The sequence below is a fragment of the Ralstonia sp. ASV6 genome (genome assembly GCF_016429285.1).
GTDB lineage: Bacteria > Pseudomonadota > Gammaproteobacteria > Burkholderiales > Burkholderiaceae > Ralstonia > Ralstonia flaminis.
Genome location: NZ_JAELUI010000076.1, coordinates 1 through 15,877, shown reverse-complemented (window position 1 = coordinate 15,877; position 15,877 = coordinate 1). Strand labels below are relative to the sequence as shown.

Below are 15,877 nucleotides of genomic sequence, written 5' to 3'. Positions count from 1 at the left end.
ACAAAGAAAAACGGGCGTCTTCGGGTGCCCGTTTTTGCGTGACTGGAGCGCGCCGCTGAAAGCGCCATCAACCAAAGGCAGTGCGCGATTTCAGCATGCGCCTCAGGGCCTTGATGTCGTCAAACGCGGCAAGGTCCTGCTCGATGTTGCGAATATGCAGGTGGAGGACATCGATGTTGGTCGCGAGGTTTCGCAAGACGGCATCCGGAGACAACGCCCCGAACCGCTGGTACCCATAGGTGTACCGGAACGTTGTCTCGACACGGTGGATCTGCCGATCAAGCTCACCCACCTGGTCCTTCAGGATCTCGTTGTAGTGCGTCAGCCGGGCTTCGCTGAGGTGGTTGATCGAGCGCTGGTCGATGTGGTCAAGCTCAAGCTGCAACTCCAGCAGGTGCAAAAGGTTGCCCTTGTCGTAGGCCTCGTTGACGCGCTGCATGAGCCGAGTCTTCCGATCGCGTTCCTGCGGATCGGTTTCCCGGTCAGGGTGCAAAGCGCTGGCGAGCTTGCGATAGACCTCGCGAATGGACAGGGTGATCTGCTCTTGCTCCTCCTGCTCGCGGGCTTCTGCTGCGAGCTGCTTGGGGGATTTTTCCCGGGCAGCCCGGCGTGCTTCGCGCTTGCTCGCGAGGGCAGCCTTTTTCGCTGCCTGTTGCTGGATGTGCGCACGGGCGCGTTGCAGTACGGTGTCCTGCGAATGCGCATCCGCGTCATCCCCCAGATCGACACCGAGCATTGCCTCCAGCCGCGACTTCATTTCCGCGGCTTGCGCTGCAGCTTCACGATCGAAGTCCGTTCCGCTGTATTTGTTGTAGATGGCCTTGAGGCTGGCGTCTTCATCGATCAAGTTGCCGGCCAGATCGACGATGAGGGCGGATATCTTGCGGCGCTCGGGCTTGGTGAGTCCCTCGTGCTCATACGCCTGGTCCAGGGCGTGCACCATGCGGATCTGCAAGGCAACGCTGGTTCGCTTCAGCGGTACAAGCTCGCCGGCATAGCGCGTCTGAAACTGCGTTGTAGCGGCTTCCCAGTCAGCTAGCCGCTTGCGCCGATTCTCGATCTGCTTGATCAGCGCATTGAATGATCTCTGTCCTTTCGACAGCGTTGATGCGTCCTGCTGGTTCTGATTCTGATCGGGCGCAATGCTGATGGCCGGACGGCGTGCCTTGGTCATGGCAGGGGGTTCAAGAATGCGAAAGACGTCAGGATTGACAGAGCATTGTAGGCAGGCGACTTCACGGCGCCTCCATTGGCGCAAAGAAAACGGGCACCCGAAGGTGCCCGTTCTTCATGGTGCGTTGAAGCGCTACGTCGGCATCAACCGAGCAGCAGCGCGTCGTCGTCCACCTTGGCGCCGCGCGTTTCCTCGAACTTCTGCAGCAGATGCGGCACGTCGAGCCCCTTGCGCTCCTCGCCTTGCACGTCGAGGATCACGTTGCCCTGGTGCAGCATCACCGTGCGGTCGCCGTAGTCCAGTGCCTGGCGCATGGAGTGCGTGACCATCATCGTCGTCAGCTTGCTCTCCGAGACGATCTTGGCGGTCAGTTCCAGCACGAAGGCAGCCGTTTTCGGGTCCAGCGCGGCGGTGTGCTCATCCAGCAGCAGGATGCGCGACGGCTGCAAGGATGCCATCAGCAGGCTCACTGCCTGACGTTGGCCACCCGACAACAGACCAATGCGATCCGTCAGACGGTTCTCCAGGCCCAGGTCCAGTCGACGCAGTTGCTCGCGGAAGATCTCGCGCCACTTGCGGTTGGTCGCGAACTTGAAACCGCGACGCTGCCCGCGGCACATGGCCAGCGACATGTTCTCTTCGATGGTCAGGTTCTCGCAGGTGCCGGCCATCGGGTCCTGGAACACGCGGGCGACCTTGTCGGCGCGTTGCCAAGCGGTCTTGCGGGTGACGTCTTCACCGTTGATGGTGATGCTGCCCGAATCGACCAGTTGGTCGCCGCTGATGGAGTTCAGGAACGTCGATTTGCCGGCGCCGTTCGAGCCGATCACGGCAACGAACTGGCCCGTGGGGATCTCCAGCGACAGGCCACGCAGCGCGCGGGTTTCGATGGGCGTACCCGGGTTGAAGGTGAGGGTGAGTCCTTGTGCGCTCAGCATGTCAGTTCCCCTTGGTCGCAGTCTTGGCGAACTTGCCGAACACCTTGCGGCGCACACCCGGCAGCACGAGGGCGATCACCACCAGCGCAGCGGTCACCATGTTCAGGTCTTGCGCCTGCAGACCGATGAAATCGCTGTTGAGCGCCAGGGCGATGAAGAAGCGATACAGGATCGCGCCCACCACCACGGCCAGCGTGGTCAGCACTAGGCGGCGTGCTGGCAGCACGGTCTCGCCGATGATGACGGCGGCCAGGCCGATCACGATGGTGCCGATACCCATCGACACGTCAGCGCCGCCTTGCGTCTGCGCATACAGCGCGCCGGCAAGAGCGACCAGTGCATTGGACAGCGCCATGCCGGCCAGTGTGGCGCGGCCGGTAGCCACGCCCTGGGCGCGCGCCATGCGCGGGTTGGCACCCGTTGCGCGCAGCGACAGACCGACTTGCGTCGAGAAGAACCAGTCCACCAGTAGCTTGACGATCACCACGACCACACCCAGCAGCACCGGGCGGAAGACATAGTCGGGCATCCATTCCGGCTGCAGCAGCGAGAACACAGTCGGCTCGGAGATGAGTGGCACGTTCGGCTTGCCCATGATGCGCAGGTTGACCGAGTACAGCGCGATCATCATCAGGATACTGGCGAGCAGATCCATGATCTTCAGGCGCACGTTGAGCCAGCCGGTGACAAAACCGGCAAACGCACCGGCCAGCATGCCGCAGAAGGTCGACATGAACGGATCGTGGCCGCCCGCGATGAGCGTGGCCGCCACAGCGCCGCCCATGGGGAAGCTGCCGTCGACAGTGAGGTCAGGGAAGTTGAGGATGCGGAAGGAGATCAGCACCCCGAGCGCCACGAGACTGAAGATCAGGCCGATCTCCAGGGCGCCGAGTAACGAAAAAAGTGACATGACAGAGTAGGGCGAGGTGGTTGGGCACCACGCCTTAAGGCAAAGAAGGCGATGAACGGGGACGCTTGAGGGTAGAGCGCGAGCGCCCGGCCATTATGCGGCGGATAGCCGCGTTTGGGCTCGGGCCGCCATGACCCACGCCGGGTGGTCTCCCTTGGGCGGAAACCGACCCGGCGCCTTGCGGCTTACTTGATAACTTCCTTGGCGTCCTTCAGCAGGTCTGCCGACAGGGTCACGCCTTGCTTCTTGGCGGCGCCTTCGTTCACGAACAGTTCCAGGTTGGAGCTGCCGGCCGAGGCGATCGCGCCCGGCTTCTCACCCTTGAGGATGCGAGCGACAACGGCGCCGGTCTGCTTGCCCAGGTCGAAGTAGTTGATACCCAGCGCGGCGATGGCGCCACGCTTCACGCTGTCCGTATCACCGGCCACCAGCGGGATCTTCGCCTCGTTGGCCACCTTCACCAGCGACTCGTACGCCGACACCACGTTGTTGTCGGTGTTCGTGTAGATCACGTCAACCTTGCCGATCAGGTTCTTGGCCGACGGGGCGATGTCCACGGTGCGCGGTGCAGCCGATTCCACCAGCGTCATGCCTTGCGCCGTCAGCAGCTTCTTCAGCTCGTTGACGACCACGACCGAGTTGGCTTCACCCGGGTTGTAGACCATGCCCACGCGCTTGGCATTCGGCACCACGCGCTTGATCAGGGCAATCTGCTTGTCCAGCGGCAGCTTGTCCGACACGCCGGTCACGTTGGTGCCGGTCGGCTCCCAGCTCTTGACCAGTTGTGCGGCAACCGGATCGGTCACGCCGGAGTAGACCACCGGGATCGTCTTCGTAGCAGCCACGACAGCCTGTGCCGACGGCGTGGCGATGGCGATGATGGCGTCCGGCTTGTCACCGATGAACTTGCGGGCGATCTGCGCGGCGGTGGCGGTGCTGCCTTGGGCGCTCTGGTATTCCCACTTCAGGTTCTTGCCGGCATCGAAGCCTTCGGCCTTCAGTTGCTCCTTGGCGCCGTCGCGGATGGCATCGAGTGCCGGGTGCTCAACGATGGCGAGCACTTCGACCGACTTGGTGGCCTGGGCCAGTGCCGGCGTGGCTTGCAGAAGCGCCATCGGAATGGCGGCAAGCGCAGCGAGGCGGAAGGCGTGTTTGAAGCTGGACATACGGATCTCCTGTTTCCCTTTTGGGTGGTTTCGCTCTGACAGCGGGCGGGATGAGCCCGTGCCGGCGTGGTTGGTTTTCAGACGTTCTTGAGCGCACCGAAGCAGTGCAAAGCCGGCGCACGTGGGCGCACATTATGAGACAAATCTCACTGCTTTTCAGCAAACACTTCAGAAGCGCTTTGGGGCATACCTGATCGGCCGGGCAGGAGATTCGCGTTGCACGCGATCGATCTGGAGCCCAAAAATCAAAAAGGGGCACGAGGCCCCTTTTCTACTGCCCCCTGCGGGGCGGTGCTTACTGGATCTTCGCCTTTTCGCGCAGATCCTTCAGCATTGCCTGGAACTTGGTGCGTTGCCAGTTCTGGTCGCCCATCATCATTTCGAGCAGTTGCGGCTTGACCTCCTCGTACGACGGGATCTTCGCATCGCGCGTGTCGTCCAGGCGGATCACGTGCCAACCGAATTGCGTCTTCACCGGCGTTTGGGTGATCTCACCCTTCTTCAGGCCGGTGAGGGCTGCCGAGAACTCCGGCACGTAGGTGCCCGGATTCGCCCAGTCCAGATCACCGCCGTTGGCGCCCGATCCCTTGTCCTTCGATTGGGCCTTGGCGATGGCTTCGAAATTGCCACCGGCCTTCAGCTTGGCGATGATGGCCTTGGCGTCGGCTTCCTTGTCCACCAGGATGTGGTGAGCGTGGTATTCCTTGCCGTTGCCGAACTGGGCCTTGATCTTCTCGTACTGCTTCTGCAGTTCTTCTTCGGTGGCGGGGCTGTTCTTGACGTAGTCTTCGAACTCGGCAGCCACCAGCACGTTCAGGCGGGCAGAGGCGAGTTGCTCTTGCACGTCATCGCGCTCCAGCAGGCCACGCTTGGCGGCGTCCTGCTCGATCAGTTCGCGGTCGATCAGCATGTCGCGAGCACGGTTGCGCAGTTCCGGCGAGTCAGGCTGACCCGACTTCTTGATCAGCGCGTCCAGCTTGGCGCTCGGGATGGCTTTGCCGTTGACCACGGCAGCGTTCTGGGCCAGGGCAGGGGTAGCGGTGACAGCAGCGGTCGCAGCAAGGGCAACAGCCAGCAGGCTGGCGGTAAGGCTGGAAATCTTCATGGGATTGCGTTCGAGGGAAGGACTCAGACGTTTTCTTCGGGTGTGACCGCGCGGATCGCCAGGGCATGAATGGCGGTGGGCCACAGCGTGCGCAGCGCATCATACACCATGCGATGACGCGCAATGCGGCTCTTGCCTGCAAAGGCTGAACTGACGATATCGACGTTGTAATGCCCGCCACCGGAGGCCGCGCCGGCGTGGCCGGCATGCTTGGCACTGTCGTCTTCAACGACGAGGTGAGTGGGCTGGAAGGCCTCGCGCAGCAGGCGCTCGATTTCGCGCGGGTCTGCGGCCATCAGCGGTCGTCCCCGATGTTGGCGTCATTGGCGGCAGCGTCGGTGGCATTTGCTGGGCGCTCCTGCATATGGCGCGCGAGCCAGACGCTCTGCGCCAGGATGAACACCACCATCAGGCCCATCGAGCCGAACAGCTTGAAGTTGACCCAGATGTCGGTATCGAAGTGGTAGGCCACGTACAGGTTCAGGCAGCCCATGGCCAGGAAGAAAATCGCCCAGACTGCGTTCAGGCGGCCCCACATCGACTCGGGCAGCGACACCTGCTGCTCCATCATGGCGCGAATCAGGTTCTTGCGAACGAACACCACGCTGCCCAACAGCACGACGCCAAACAGCCAGTACAGCACCGTCGGCTTCCACTTGATGAAGGTGTCGTTGTGGAAGATGAGCGTAGCGCCGCCAAACACGCCGATGATGAGCAGCGACAGCCACTGCATGGCGTCCACCTTGCGGTGCTTGAACCACACCCAGGCGATCTGCAGCACGGTGGCGACCATTGCGACGGTGGTCGCCACATAAATACCGGCCACCTTGAAGGCAGCAAAGAACAGGATGACCGGGAACAGATCGAACAGGAATTTCATGCGGGAACGCGCTTATGCGGGCCTATACGGGCCATTAGGGAAGATCAATCGCCGAATTTTAGCGCAGCCGAGTTGATGCAATACCGCAGGCCGGTCGGGGCGGGGCCGTCTTCGAATACGTGGCCCAGATGTGCGCCGCAGTTCTTGCACTGCACTTCAATGCGCAGCATGCCGTGCGAACGGTCGGTTTTCTCGGCGATCACCTCGCCGTTGATGGGCTGGAAATAGCTCGGCCAGCCGCAACCGGCGTCGAACTTGGTCGACGATTCGAACAGCGGCGTGCCACAGCACACGCAGTTGTAGACGCCGCGTTCCCAGTGGTCCCAGTACTCGCCGGTGAAGGGGCGCTCGGTGGCAGCTTCGCGGGTGACGCGGTATTCGATGTCGGAGAGCTGGTCGCGCCATTCGGCGTTGGTTTTCTGGACAGTCATGGTGATGAGGCTCCTTGTTGGTCTCGTTGGCGGCTTCGTGGGCGGCCAACGTTGTTTTGTCGTGTTGCGGCGGTGATCCTGACAGGCGCGGATTAGAGCACGGCGTCAGTTCCTCTGCACCACGTGCACCGCATGTCGTATTACGACGAGCAGCTCACTTCCAGCGATGACGCCCAATCCGGTGCGGGCTGCGCGTAGTGCTCGAAGCCTGGGTGATCGTCAAACGGGCGGGCCAGCACGGCACGCAGGTTTTCGACCTCGGAGAAATCCTTCTCTTTGGCACGGCGGATGGCGATTTCGGCCAGGTGGTTGCGCAACACGTATTTCGGGTTGACGCGGTGCATGGCCGGCGCGCGCTCCGCATCCGATTGCGGCTCAGCCTGCAGGCGCTGGCGATACGCGGTCAGCCACACGTCGGCGGCGGCGCGGTCGAAGAAGAAGTCGCGCACCGTGCGCGCTTCTGCCGCGGCGGGTGTGTCGTCACGCCGCACATCGGCGAGGTGGCGGAAGAAGAGCGTGTAGTCCGTACGCTGGGTGTGCAGCAGCTTGAACAGATCGCCGAAGAGGGTTTCATCGGCATCCTGCGCGGTCGACAGGCCCAGCTTGGCGCGGTAGCGGGCGTGGAAGGCTGCGCCGTAGACGTCGCGGTAGGTGAGCAGCGTGTCTTGCGCGGCGTCGATGGCGGGCTGCGCTTGTGCTTCGTCGCTCAAGTCGACGAAAACGTCGGGATCTTCGCCAAACAGCGGCAGCAGGGCCTGCGCGAGGCAGAACAGATTCCAGTAGCCGATCTGCGGTTGCTGGGCGTAGGCGTAGCGACCGCCGGTGTCGGAGTGGTTGCAGATGTGGTTGGCGTTGAAGCCATCCAGGAAGCCGAACGGACCGTAGTCGAGCGTGAGGCCGAGGATCGACATGTTGTCGGTGTTCATGACGCCGTGGCAGAAGCCGACGGCCTGCCATTGCGCCATCAGCTCGGCGGTGCGGCGCGCGACTTCACGCAGCATCGCCAGGTAGGGCTGTGGTGCGGTGCGGCAGTCCGGGTAGAAGCGGTCGATGACGTAGTCGGCCAGGGCGCGCAATTCGGGCAGCTTCTCGTTGGCGGCAAAGTGCTCGAAGTGACCAAAGCGCACAAACGACGGCGCCAGGCGCGTGACGACGGCAGCAGTTTCGATCTCCTCGCGGCGCACCGGGGCATCGGTGCCGGTCACGCACAGCGCGCGCGTGGTGGGGATGCCGAGGCCTGCCATCGCTTCCGAGCACAGGAACTCGCGAATGGATGAGCGCAACACGGCTCGCCCGTCGCCCATGCGCGAATACGGCGTGCGGCCTGCGCCTTTGAGTTGGATTTCGCAGGGGCCGTCAGCGGTTTGCAACTCGGTCAGCAGCAGCGCGCGGCCGTCGCCCAGCTGACCGGCCCACACGCCGAACTGATGGCCCGAGTAGACGGTGGCGAGCGGATCGCTCCATGCGGCAATCGTGTTGCCCGTGAACACATCGAGGCCAGCAGGGGTATCGAGTTCTGCACGCGCAATGCCCAACGGTGTGGCCGCATCGGGTGAGAAGCCCACGAGATACGGCGTGCCCGCCGAGGACATCGGCATGGGGGGCAGGCGCGTCAGAAAACGTTCACCCAGTGCGGAGAATCCGGGCGCGGCGACGGGGCGGCTCGACCAGTCGAATGTGCTGATAAGGGAATCGTCAGGCAGGACAGCAGGGGAAGTCGGCATGGATCGGGCGATCGATTAGCACAGGAAACTGCGCAAAAACAGCGCTGAATCGTCAAGAGTTATGGATTCCGCGGTGCAGAAAAATGCGCTCTGCGTAGGGGAAAACGCCATGTTGAGACGCAGCAACGCTATCGCGTATTGTACTTGGCAGTAAAAAAAGCTGCAGCCTGCGAACCCTTGCACCACAACGGTTCGCAGGGTTTTTCAGATGGCCGGGTAAACATGGGGGCCGATGCGGCAGCGCACAACAACAACCCGTTGACGCGTTAGACGATCACGGGAACAATCGGCCAAAAAATAGAACGGTTGTTCAGTTTTTCTAGGAGACACCATGGCCCTGATGGGACAAATGATGAGCAACCCTTTGCTCATCTCGACCATCATCGAACATGCCGCGCGCAATTCCGGTTCGACTGAAGTCGTGTCGCGCCGTGTCGAGGGCGATATCCATCGCACCACGTACCGGCAAGTGCGGGATCGTTCCAAACAACTGGCAAATGCGCTGGCCGCACTGGGTGTGCAGCCCGGCGAGCGCGTCGGTACGCTCGCCTGGAATGGCTATCGCCATCTTGAAATCTATTACGGCGTGTCCGGTTCGGGTTCGGTGTGCCACACCATCAACCCGCGGCTGTTTCCGGACCAGATCGCCTACATCGTCAACCACGCCGACGATCAGTACGTCTTCTTTGACCTGACCTTCGTGCCGCTCATCGAAGCCATTGCACCGCATTGCCCGAACGTGAAGGGCTGGGTGGCGATGACCGATCGCGCGCACATGCCCACCTCCAGCGTGCCGATGTTCTGTTACGAAGAGCTGCTGGATGCGCAGACTGCGGAGTACACCTGGCCACAGTTCGACGAGAACACGGCCTCCAGTCTTTGCTACACATCGGGAACGACGGGTAACCCGAAGGGTGCGCTGTATTCACATCGCTCCACGGTGCTGCATTCGTACGCATCGGCGCTGCCGGATGCGCTGGGATGCTCGGCGCAGGACGTGATCCTGCCGGTGGTGCCGATGTTCCACGTCAATGCGTGGGGACTGCCGTATTCGGTGCCGCTGGTGGGTGCCAAGCTGGTTTTCCCGGGGCCGAAGCTGGACGGTGCTTCCATCTACGAACTGTTCGAGCAGGAGAAGGTGACCTTCTCTGCCGGTGTGCCGACCGTGTGGCTGGGGTTGCTGCAGCACGTGCAGGGCAACAACCTCAAGTTCTCGACGTTCCGACGTACCGTGATTGGCGGCTCGGCTGCGCCGCCGGCCATGATCCGCACGTTGAAATCGCTCGACGTGGAGGTCATCCACGCCTGGGGCATGACCGAGATGTCGCCGCTGGGCACAACCTGCAAGCTGATGGGCAAGCACACCGATCTGTCTGACGAAGCTAAGCAGCATGTGCTCGAACGCCAGGGGCGTGCCATCTATGGTGTCGACATGAAGATCGTCGATGCGGAAGGCCACGAGTTGCCGTGGGACGGGAAGGCGTTTGGCGACCTGTACGTGCGTGGGCCGTGGATCATCGACAGCTATTTCCGTGGCGATCATTCGCCGCTGGTGGACGGTTGGTTCCCCACGGGTGACGTTGCCAATATCGACGCCGACGGCTACATGCAGATCACCGATCGCAGCAAGGACGTGATCAAGTCCGGCGGCGAGTGGATTTCGTCCATCGACGTGGAGAACGTTGCTGCTGCGCACCCCGCCGTGCACATGGCAGCGTGCATTGCCTGCTACCACCCGAAGTGGGACGAGCGCCCGCTATTGGTGGTGATGAAGAAGCCGGGCACCGAACTCACGCGTGAGGAAATGCTCAAGTTCTTCGAGGGCAAGGTCGCCAAGTGGTGGATTCCGGATGACGTGGTGTTCGTCACCGAGATTCCGCTCACGGCCACCGGCAAGATGCAGAAGCTCAAGCTGCGCGAGCAGTTCAAGGACTATCAGTTCCCGGCCGCACAGGCCTAGCAGCCAGAACAGAAACCGCCGCCCGCGCACCGGCAACAAGCCGGGCGTGAGGACGGCGGACGTAAGACAACCGGATCAGGGCCAGCCGCCACGCACCTACCAGCAATAGGGGCGCGGCGGAATGAAGCCCGGGCGCGTTGCAACCTGGAGACGCAAGCAGCCGACGTGCCCATCAATGGCACGCGGGAGAGTGACTCGCCGGCGACTCCACCACCTGAAGGAGACACGCATGACGAAGTTCCGTCCGTTGATTGTGGCTGTGGCAAGTGTGGTGGCAATTGGTGGAGCGCTGGGGAGCGCCGCTGCATCCGCCGCTGAAACCGTCAAGATCGCCTGGATCGATCCGCTGTCTGGCCTCATGGGCGCACTGGGCCAGAACCAGTTGCGCAGCTGGCAGTACATCGCCGACATGGCCACGCAGAAGAACTGGGCTGGCGACGGCACCAAGTTCGAGGTGGTGGGGTTCGACAACAAGCTCTCGCCGCAGGAGAGCCTGACCGTGCTCAAGCAGGTGGCCGACCAGGGCATCCATTACATCGTGCAGGGCAACGGCTCGAGCGTTGGCATGGCGCTGGAAGATGCCGTGGCCAAGTACAACGAGCGTAATCCGGGCAAGGAAATCATCTACCTGAACTACGCGGCGGTCGATCCGGACATGACCAACAGCAAGTGCAACTACTGGCACTTCCGTCTGGACGCCAACTCCGACATGAAGATGGAAGCCCTGACCAGCTACCTGGCCAAGGACCCGAAGGTGAAGAAGGTCTACCTGATCAACCAGAACTATTCGTTCGGTCACCAGGTGGCGCGCGCGGCCAAGGAATACCTCAAGCGCAAGCGTCCGGACATCGAGATCGTGGGGGAAGACCTGCACCCGCTGGCACAGGTGAAGGATTTCTCACCGTACGTCTCGAAGATCAAGTCGTCGGGCGCGGACACCGTCATCACCGGCAACTGGGGTAGCGATCTGGCTCTGCTGATCAAGGCAGGTAAGGATGCGGGCCTGAACGCCAACTTTTATACGTACTACGGTGCCACGACCGGTGTGCCGACCGCCATGGGCGCAGCCGGTGCCGACCACGTGAAATTTGTCGGTTACTGGAACGTCAACAACGACGGCTACAAGGGCGCAGACATCGTCGATGGCTTCAAGAAGAAGTACAACGACGACTTCTACCTGATGGCCTCGTACACCGGCATTGCCATGCTGGCCAAGGCCATCAAGCAGACCAAGTCAGCCGAGCCCGCCAAGGTTGCCAAAGCTTTTGAAGGCATGAAGGTCGACAGCCTGAACGGTACCTTCGAGATGCGCGCGTCTGACCACCAGGGTCAGCAGCCGCTCTACATCGCCACTTGGGAAAAGACCAACGGCAAGAACGTCAAGTACGACCAGGAAAACACCGGCTACGGTTGGAAGACCGACGCCGTGCTCGACCAGTACGTAGCGTCGCAGCCGACCTCCTGCCAAATGAAACGGCCGCAGTAAAACGGTAGATGGTGCGCCAAAGGGCCGCCCGATGCTATCGTGCGGCGATGTTTTAAACGGAGAAAGGCGTGGACCAGTGCCGCATTTTCGCGGAATGGTCCATGCCTTGCCGAGAGGGCTGTAGCGTGGAATTTCTAGTCATCAATCTCTTGAACGGCATCAGCTACGGGCTGCTGCTGTTCATGTTGTCTTCGGGCCTGACGCTGATCTTCAGCATGATGGGCGTTCTCAACTTTGCGCATGCCAGCTTCTACATGCTGGGGGCGTATTTCGCCTACGTTGTCAGCGGGTATCTGGGCTTCTGGAGCGCGTTGATCGTGGCACCGCTGCTGGTGGGCGCGCTGGGCGCGGTGGTCGAGCGCTTTGGCCTGCGTACCGTGCACCGCTACGGTCACGTGGCCGAACTGCTGTTCACCTTTGGCCTGGCTTACCTCATTGAAGAAGGCGTGAAGCTGGTGTGGGGGCTGCCCGCTGTGCCGTACCGCGTGCCGGAGATGCTGGACGGCCCGCTGTTCACGCTGTTCACGTCGTCGTTCCCCAAATACCGCGCTTTCATGATGCTGGTGTCGCTGCTGATGCTGGTGGGCATTTTCCTGCTGCTCACGCGCACGCGCATCGGCCTTGTCATTCAAGCCGCGCTCACGCATCCGGACATGGTGGAGGCGCTCGGCCACAACGTGCCGCGTGTGTTCATGCTGGTGTTTGGCGGCGGCTGTGCGCTGGCTGGGCTGGCTGGTGTGATCGGTGGCAACGCCTTCGTGACCGAGCCGTCGATGGCCGCGGCAGTAGGCTCCATCGTCTTCGTGGTGGCGGTGGTGGGCGGCATGGGATCGCTGGTCGGCGCCTTCATCGCATCGCTGCTGATCGGATGCATTCAGACCTTTGCCGTCACGCTGGATATTTCGGTGACGAGCGTGCTGCAGGCGATCGGTGTCACGCTCAATCCGGACGTACCGCTCATCTCGGTCTGGAACCTGACGATTGCGCAAGTCGCGCCGGTGCTGCCGTACCTGCTGCTGGTGCTGATGCTGATCTTCCGCCCGCGTGGGCTCATGGGTACGCGGGAGAGCTAAATGGAACGCACTATGCACCAACAAGCGCAACAACAAGGGGCATTGCCCGCCAATGATCGTGCGCGCGCGATGAAGTTCAAGCCCGTCAACCTCGCCCGCTGGCTGATCTGGAGCACCACTGCGCTGGTGATGATTGTCCTGCCGCTGATCTGGCCGCAGGGTTTTGCCATCACGCTGCTCTCGCAGATGGGCATCATGATCATCTTCGCGCTGTCGTACAACATGCTGCTGGGGCAGTCCGGCATGCTGTCGTTCGGGCACGCGGTGTACGCTGGGCTGGGTGCCTTCATGGCAGTGCACCTGCTCAACAAGATTGGCGCCATGCAGACGCTAGGGGTTGCCGGGCCGCTGGCGGTGGCGCTACTCCCCATTGTCGGTGGCCTGGGCGGTGCGCTGTTCGGCGTGATCTTCGGCTACGTGACCACCAAGAAGGCCGGCACCACGTTTGCGATGATCACGATGGGTATCGGCGAGATGGTCTTTGCCAGCGCGCTTATGTTCCCGGACTTCTTCGGCGGCGAGGGCGGGGTGTCGACCAACCGCAGCATCGGTGATGCGCTTGCCGGCATTACCTTTGGGCCGGCGCGCCAGGTGTACTACCTGATCGCCGCGTGGTGCCTGATCTCGATGGCGCTGATGTACGCGTGGACGCAGACGCCGCTGGGCCGTATCGCCAACGCCGTGCGAGACAACCCTGAGCGTGTGGAGTTCATCGGCTACAACACGCAGCGCGTGCGCTTTCTGGTGGTGATCCTGTCTGCGTTCTTCGCGGGCATTGCTGGGGCGCTGTCGTGCATCAATTTTGAGATCGTGACGGCGGAGAACGTATCGGCCGTGCGCTCGGGGGCGGTGCTGTTGGCCGCGTTTATCGGTGGTATGGGCAGCTTTTTCGGTCCGATCATCGGTGCGGTGCTCACGGTGTTCTTTACCGTGGCGCTGTCGGGGATTACCAAGGCGTGGCTGCTGTATCTGGGCTTGTTCTTCGTGCTGATGGTCATGTATGCGCCCGGTGGTATTGCCAGCCTGCTGGTGATGCATCTGCCGATTGCACGACGCGGCAAATTGAAGACGCTGCTGCCGGCCTACAGCGTGGCATTCGTGCCAGCGGTCATCCTGCTGGTGGCTCTGATTTCTACCGTCGAGATGATCTACGCCGTGCAGGACGAGGGCTCGGGCGGCGTGGCAACGCTGTTCGGCATGTCTGTCGAACCAACCACCTGGATGCCGTGGGTTGTGACCGCCGTGCTGTGGCTGGTGGGAGCCTTCGGCCTGCGTGCCGCAGTAAGCAAGCTGCGCACCGCCTGGGACAACGCCTTGCAGGAGCCGCAACCATGAGCCAACCGATTCCAGCACTCGAACTGCGCGACGTCCGCAAGCGTTTCGGCCAGACCGAGATCATCCGAGGCGTTAACCTCACAATCGGCAAAGGCGAGCGCCACGCGCTCATCGGCCCGAATGGTGCCGGCAAGTCGACCACCTTCAACCTGATCTCGGGCCGCTTCCCCGCCAGCTCGGGCAGCATGCGCCTGAATGGGGAAGAGATCAGCGGCCTTGCTCCGTTCGAGATCAACCGCAAGGGCCTGTCGCGCAGCTTCCAGATCACCAACATCTTTCATCGCCTGACGGTGTTCGAGAACCTGCGCTGCGCAGTGCTCTGGTCGCTCGGCTACAAGTATTCGTTCTGGCACAAGCTGGCGGAATTGCGCGATGCACGTGAACGCGCCGAGGAAGTGCTGGAGCAGATCGGCATGACGCACCGGCGCGATGCGGCTGCGGGCATGCTGACGTATGCCGAGCAGCGCGCGCTGGAGATCGGTATCACCATCGCCGGTGGAGCCGATGTGATCTTGCTGGACGAACCGACTGCCGGGATGAGCCGATCAGAATCCGACCATGCGGTCGACCTGATCCGCAAAGTGACGGTCGGCAAGACGCTGGTGATGGTCGAGCACGACATGAGCGTGGTGTTCGGCTTGGCCGATCGCATCTCGGTGCTGGTCTACGGTGAGGTGATTGCCACCGACACGCCCGAGGCCATTCGCAACAACCGCCGCGTGAAGGAGGCCTACCTCGGCACCACGCTGGATACCAACGAAACTGAGTCTGCAGGAGCGCATTGATGGCAACGAATACTCCAATGCTGGAGGTGCGCGACCTGCACGCGTACTACGGCAAGAGCCACATCCTGCACGGCGTCGACATGCACGTGGGCGAGGGTGAGATCGTCGCCCTGCTCGGGCGCAACGGGGTGGGGCGCTCGACCCTGGCGAAATCCATCATGGGGATGGTCAAGCACGAAGGCGAGATCCTGCTGCGCGGCAAGAACGTGAGCGGTCTGCGCACCTTCGAGGTGGCGCATCAAGGCATCGGTTACGTGCCGGAGAACCGCGACATCTTCCCGACGCTGACCGTGCGGCAGAACCTGCTGCTGGGCGAAAAGCGCAACCCGAGTCAACCGAAGCCGCGTTGGCAGCTGGAAGACATGTACCGCATGTTCCCCCGACTGCAGGAACGGGAAAACACGCCGGCAGGTGTGCTCTCCGGCGGCGAGCAGCAAATGCTGACGCTGTGCCGCACACTCATGGGCGATCCGGATTTCATCATCATCGATGAGCCGACTGAAGGGCTTGCACCGCTGATCGTGACGCTGGTGGGCGAGTACCTGAAAACGCTCAAGGAGCGGGGGATTTCGGTGCTGCTGGTAGAGCAGAAGCTGGCGATTGCCCTCGACATTTCACAGCGGGTGTATGTGATGGGGCATGGGCAGATTGTGTTTGAGGGAACGCCCCAACAGTTGAAGGCAGATGCGAAGGTCCGGCAGGAGTGGCTGGAGGTTTAAACCTCGTTCTCTGCGCCAAGCTTAAAGAGTGGCCCGCATGGATGACCGTGCGGGCTTTTTCTTTGGTAATTCCTACCCAAACCGGACCAAAATGGGTTGAATTTCGAGGGTAGGGGTTGCCTGCAGAAGCTTGCGCAGTAAGGGTTTCAAGTCCTCGTCACGGTGGTTGAATCGGTAGCAGGTTTCAGCCA

At 61.9% G+C, this 15,877-nt stretch carries 15 protein-coding genes; 6 read left to right on the top strand and 9 right to left on the bottom strand.

What is annotated here, in order from left to right; genetic code table 11:
- Positions 1–67: 67 nt before the first annotated feature.
- The 9 genes from JHD73_RS15990 to JHD73_RS15950 all read right to left on the bottom strand — a co-directional run bounded on the left by JHD73_RS15990 (position 68) and on the right by JHD73_RS15950 (position 8,328).
- Positions 68–1,174, bottom strand: coding sequence for a J domain-containing protein (locus JHD73_RS15990; RefSeq protein WP_199031250.1), 1,107 nt, complete (start codon positions 1,172–1,174; stop codon positions 68–70).
- A gap of 143 nt (positions 1,175–1,317) precedes the next feature.
- Positions 1,318–2,112: an ABC transporter ATP-binding protein gene (locus JHD73_RS15985; protein WP_064803186.1), complete on the bottom strand. Its 795-nt coding sequence runs from the start codon at positions 2,110–2,112 to the stop codon at positions 1,318–1,320.
- 1 nt (position 2,113) lies between these two features.
- Positions 2,114–3,022 (bottom strand): ABC transporter permease, encoded by a 909-nt coding sequence (locus JHD73_RS15980; protein WP_199031249.1) that lies wholly within the window; start codon positions 3,020–3,022, stop codon positions 2,114–2,116.
- A 185-nt stretch (positions 3,023–3,207) separates the two neighbouring features.
- Positions 3,208–4,188, bottom strand: coding sequence for an ABC transporter substrate-binding protein (locus JHD73_RS15975; protein WP_199031248.1), 981 nt, complete (start codon positions 4,186–4,188; stop codon positions 3,208–3,210).
- 295 nt (positions 4,189–4,483) lie between these two features.
- A complete protein-coding gene (locus JHD73_RS15970) occupies positions 4,484–5,293 on the bottom strand; it encodes a peptidylprolyl isomerase (protein WP_199031247.1) in 810 nt (269 codons plus the stop codon).
- 23 nt (positions 5,294–5,316) lie between these two features.
- Entirely contained in the window at positions 5,317–5,589 is a 273-nt protein-coding gene (locus tag JHD73_RS15965) for a BolA family transcriptional regulator (RefSeq protein WP_199031246.1), read from the bottom strand.
- Positions 5,589–6,173, bottom strand: a complete 585-nt coding sequence (locus tag JHD73_RS15960) for a septation protein A (protein ID WP_199031245.1) — start codon at positions 6,171–6,173, stop codon at positions 5,589–5,591. The genes JHD73_RS15965 and JHD73_RS15960 overlap by 1 nt, the downstream gene beginning before the upstream one ends.
- Positions 6,174–6,217: 44 nt before the next feature.
- Positions 6,218–6,604 (bottom strand): peptide-methionine (R)-S-oxide reductase MsrB, encoded by a 387-nt coding sequence (msrB, locus tag JHD73_RS15955; protein WP_021194541.1) that lies wholly within the window; start codon positions 6,602–6,604, stop codon positions 6,218–6,220.
- A gap of 140 nt (positions 6,605–6,744) precedes the next feature.
- Positions 6,745–8,328, bottom strand: coding sequence for a YdiU family protein (locus JHD73_RS15950; RefSeq protein ID WP_199031244.1), 1,584 nt, complete (start codon positions 8,326–8,328; stop codon positions 6,745–6,747).
- A gap of 331 nt (positions 8,329–8,659) precedes the next feature.
- Here JHD73_RS15950 and JHD73_RS15945 point away from each other — a divergent pair, with 331 nt between their 5' ends.
- From JHD73_RS15945 to JHD73_RS15920, 6 genes are all read left to right on the top strand, one after another.
- Positions 8,660–10,288, top strand: coding sequence for a 3-(methylthio)propionyl-CoA ligase (locus tag JHD73_RS15945; protein ID WP_199031243.1), 1,629 nt, complete (start codon positions 8,660–8,662; stop codon positions 10,286–10,288).
- A gap of 229 nt (positions 10,289–10,517) precedes the next feature.
- Positions 10,518–11,774 carry a branched-chain amino acid ABC transporter substrate-binding protein gene (locus JHD73_RS15940; protein WP_199031242.1) on the top strand — a complete coding sequence of 419 codons (1,257 nt, stop codon included), beginning with the start codon at positions 10,518–10,520 and terminating at the stop codon, positions 11,772–11,774.
- A gap of 125 nt (positions 11,775–11,899) precedes the next feature.
- On the top strand, positions 11,900–12,847 hold the full coding sequence (locus tag JHD73_RS15935) for a branched-chain amino acid ABC transporter permease (protein ID WP_199031241.1): 948 nt from the start codon (positions 11,900–11,902) through the stop codon (positions 12,845–12,847).
- Positions 12,848–14,182, top strand: a complete 1,335-nt coding sequence (locus JHD73_RS15930) for a branched-chain amino acid ABC transporter permease (protein ID WP_199031240.1) — start codon at positions 12,848–12,850, stop codon at positions 14,180–14,182. It begins immediately after the preceding gene.
- Positions 14,179–14,967 (top strand): ABC transporter ATP-binding protein, encoded by a 789-nt coding sequence (locus JHD73_RS15925; protein ID WP_199031239.1) that lies wholly within the window; start codon positions 14,179–14,181, stop codon positions 14,965–14,967. Before JHD73_RS15930 ends, JHD73_RS15925 begins: the two co-directional genes overlap by 4 nt.
- Positions 14,967–15,686, top strand: a complete 720-nt coding sequence (locus tag JHD73_RS15920; RefSeq protein WP_199031238.1) for an ABC transporter ATP-binding protein — start codon at positions 14,967–14,969, stop codon at positions 15,684–15,686. Before JHD73_RS15925 ends, JHD73_RS15920 begins: the two co-directional genes overlap by 1 nt.
- The last annotated feature ends 191 nt before the right edge of the window (positions 15,687–15,877 follow it).

Bases quoted from the DNA above. Each gene is read 5' to 3' on its own strand.
- JHD73_RS15930 (WP_199031240.1), top strand. From the start codon at position 12,848: ATGGAACGCACTATGCACCAACAAGCGCAACAACAAGGGGCATTGCCC.
- JHD73_RS15965 (WP_199031246.1), bottom strand. From the start codon at position 5,589: ATGGCCGCAGACCCGCGCGAAATCGAGCGCCTGCTGCGCGAGGCCTTC.
- JHD73_RS15950 (WP_199031244.1), bottom strand. From the start codon at position 8,328: ATGCCGACTTCCCCTGCTGTCCTGCCTGACGATTCCCTTATCAGCACA.
- JHD73_RS15970 (WP_199031247.1), bottom strand. From the start codon at position 5,293: ATGAAGATTTCCAGCCTTACCGCCAGCCTGCTGGCTGTTGCCCTTGCT.
- JHD73_RS15980 (WP_199031249.1), bottom strand. From the start codon at position 3,022: ATGTCACTTTTTTCGTTACTCGGCGCCCTGGAGATCGGCCTGATCTTC.
- JHD73_RS15945 (WP_199031243.1), top strand. From the start codon at position 8,660: ATGGCCCTGATGGGACAAATGATGAGCAACCCTTTGCTCATCTCGACC.
- JHD73_RS15985 (WP_064803186.1), bottom strand. From the start codon at position 2,112: ATGCTGAGCGCACAAGGACTCACCCTCACCTTCAACCCGGGTACGCCC.
- JHD73_RS15990 (WP_199031250.1), bottom strand. From the start codon at position 1,174: ATGACCAAGGCACGCCGTCCGGCCATCAGCATTGCGCCCGATCAGAAT.
- msrB (WP_021194541.1), bottom strand. From the start codon at position 6,604: ATGACTGTCCAGAAAACCAACGCCGAATGGCGCGACCAGCTCTCCGAC.
- JHD73_RS15925 (WP_199031239.1), top strand. From the start codon at position 14,179: ATGAGCCAACCGATTCCAGCACTCGAACTGCGCGACGTCCGCAAGCGT.
- JHD73_RS15960 (WP_199031245.1), bottom strand. From the start codon at position 6,173: ATGAAATTCCTGTTCGATCTGTTCCCGGTCATCCTGTTCTTTGCTGCC.
- JHD73_RS15920 (WP_199031238.1), top strand. From the start codon at position 14,967: ATGGCAACGAATACTCCAATGCTGGAGGTGCGCGACCTGCACGCGTAC.
- JHD73_RS15940 (WP_199031242.1), top strand. From the start codon at position 10,518: ATGACGAAGTTCCGTCCGTTGATTGTGGCTGTGGCAAGTGTGGTGGCA.
- JHD73_RS15975 (WP_199031248.1), bottom strand. From the start codon at position 4,188: ATGTCCAGCTTCAAACACGCCTTCCGCCTCGCTGCGCTTGCCGCCATT.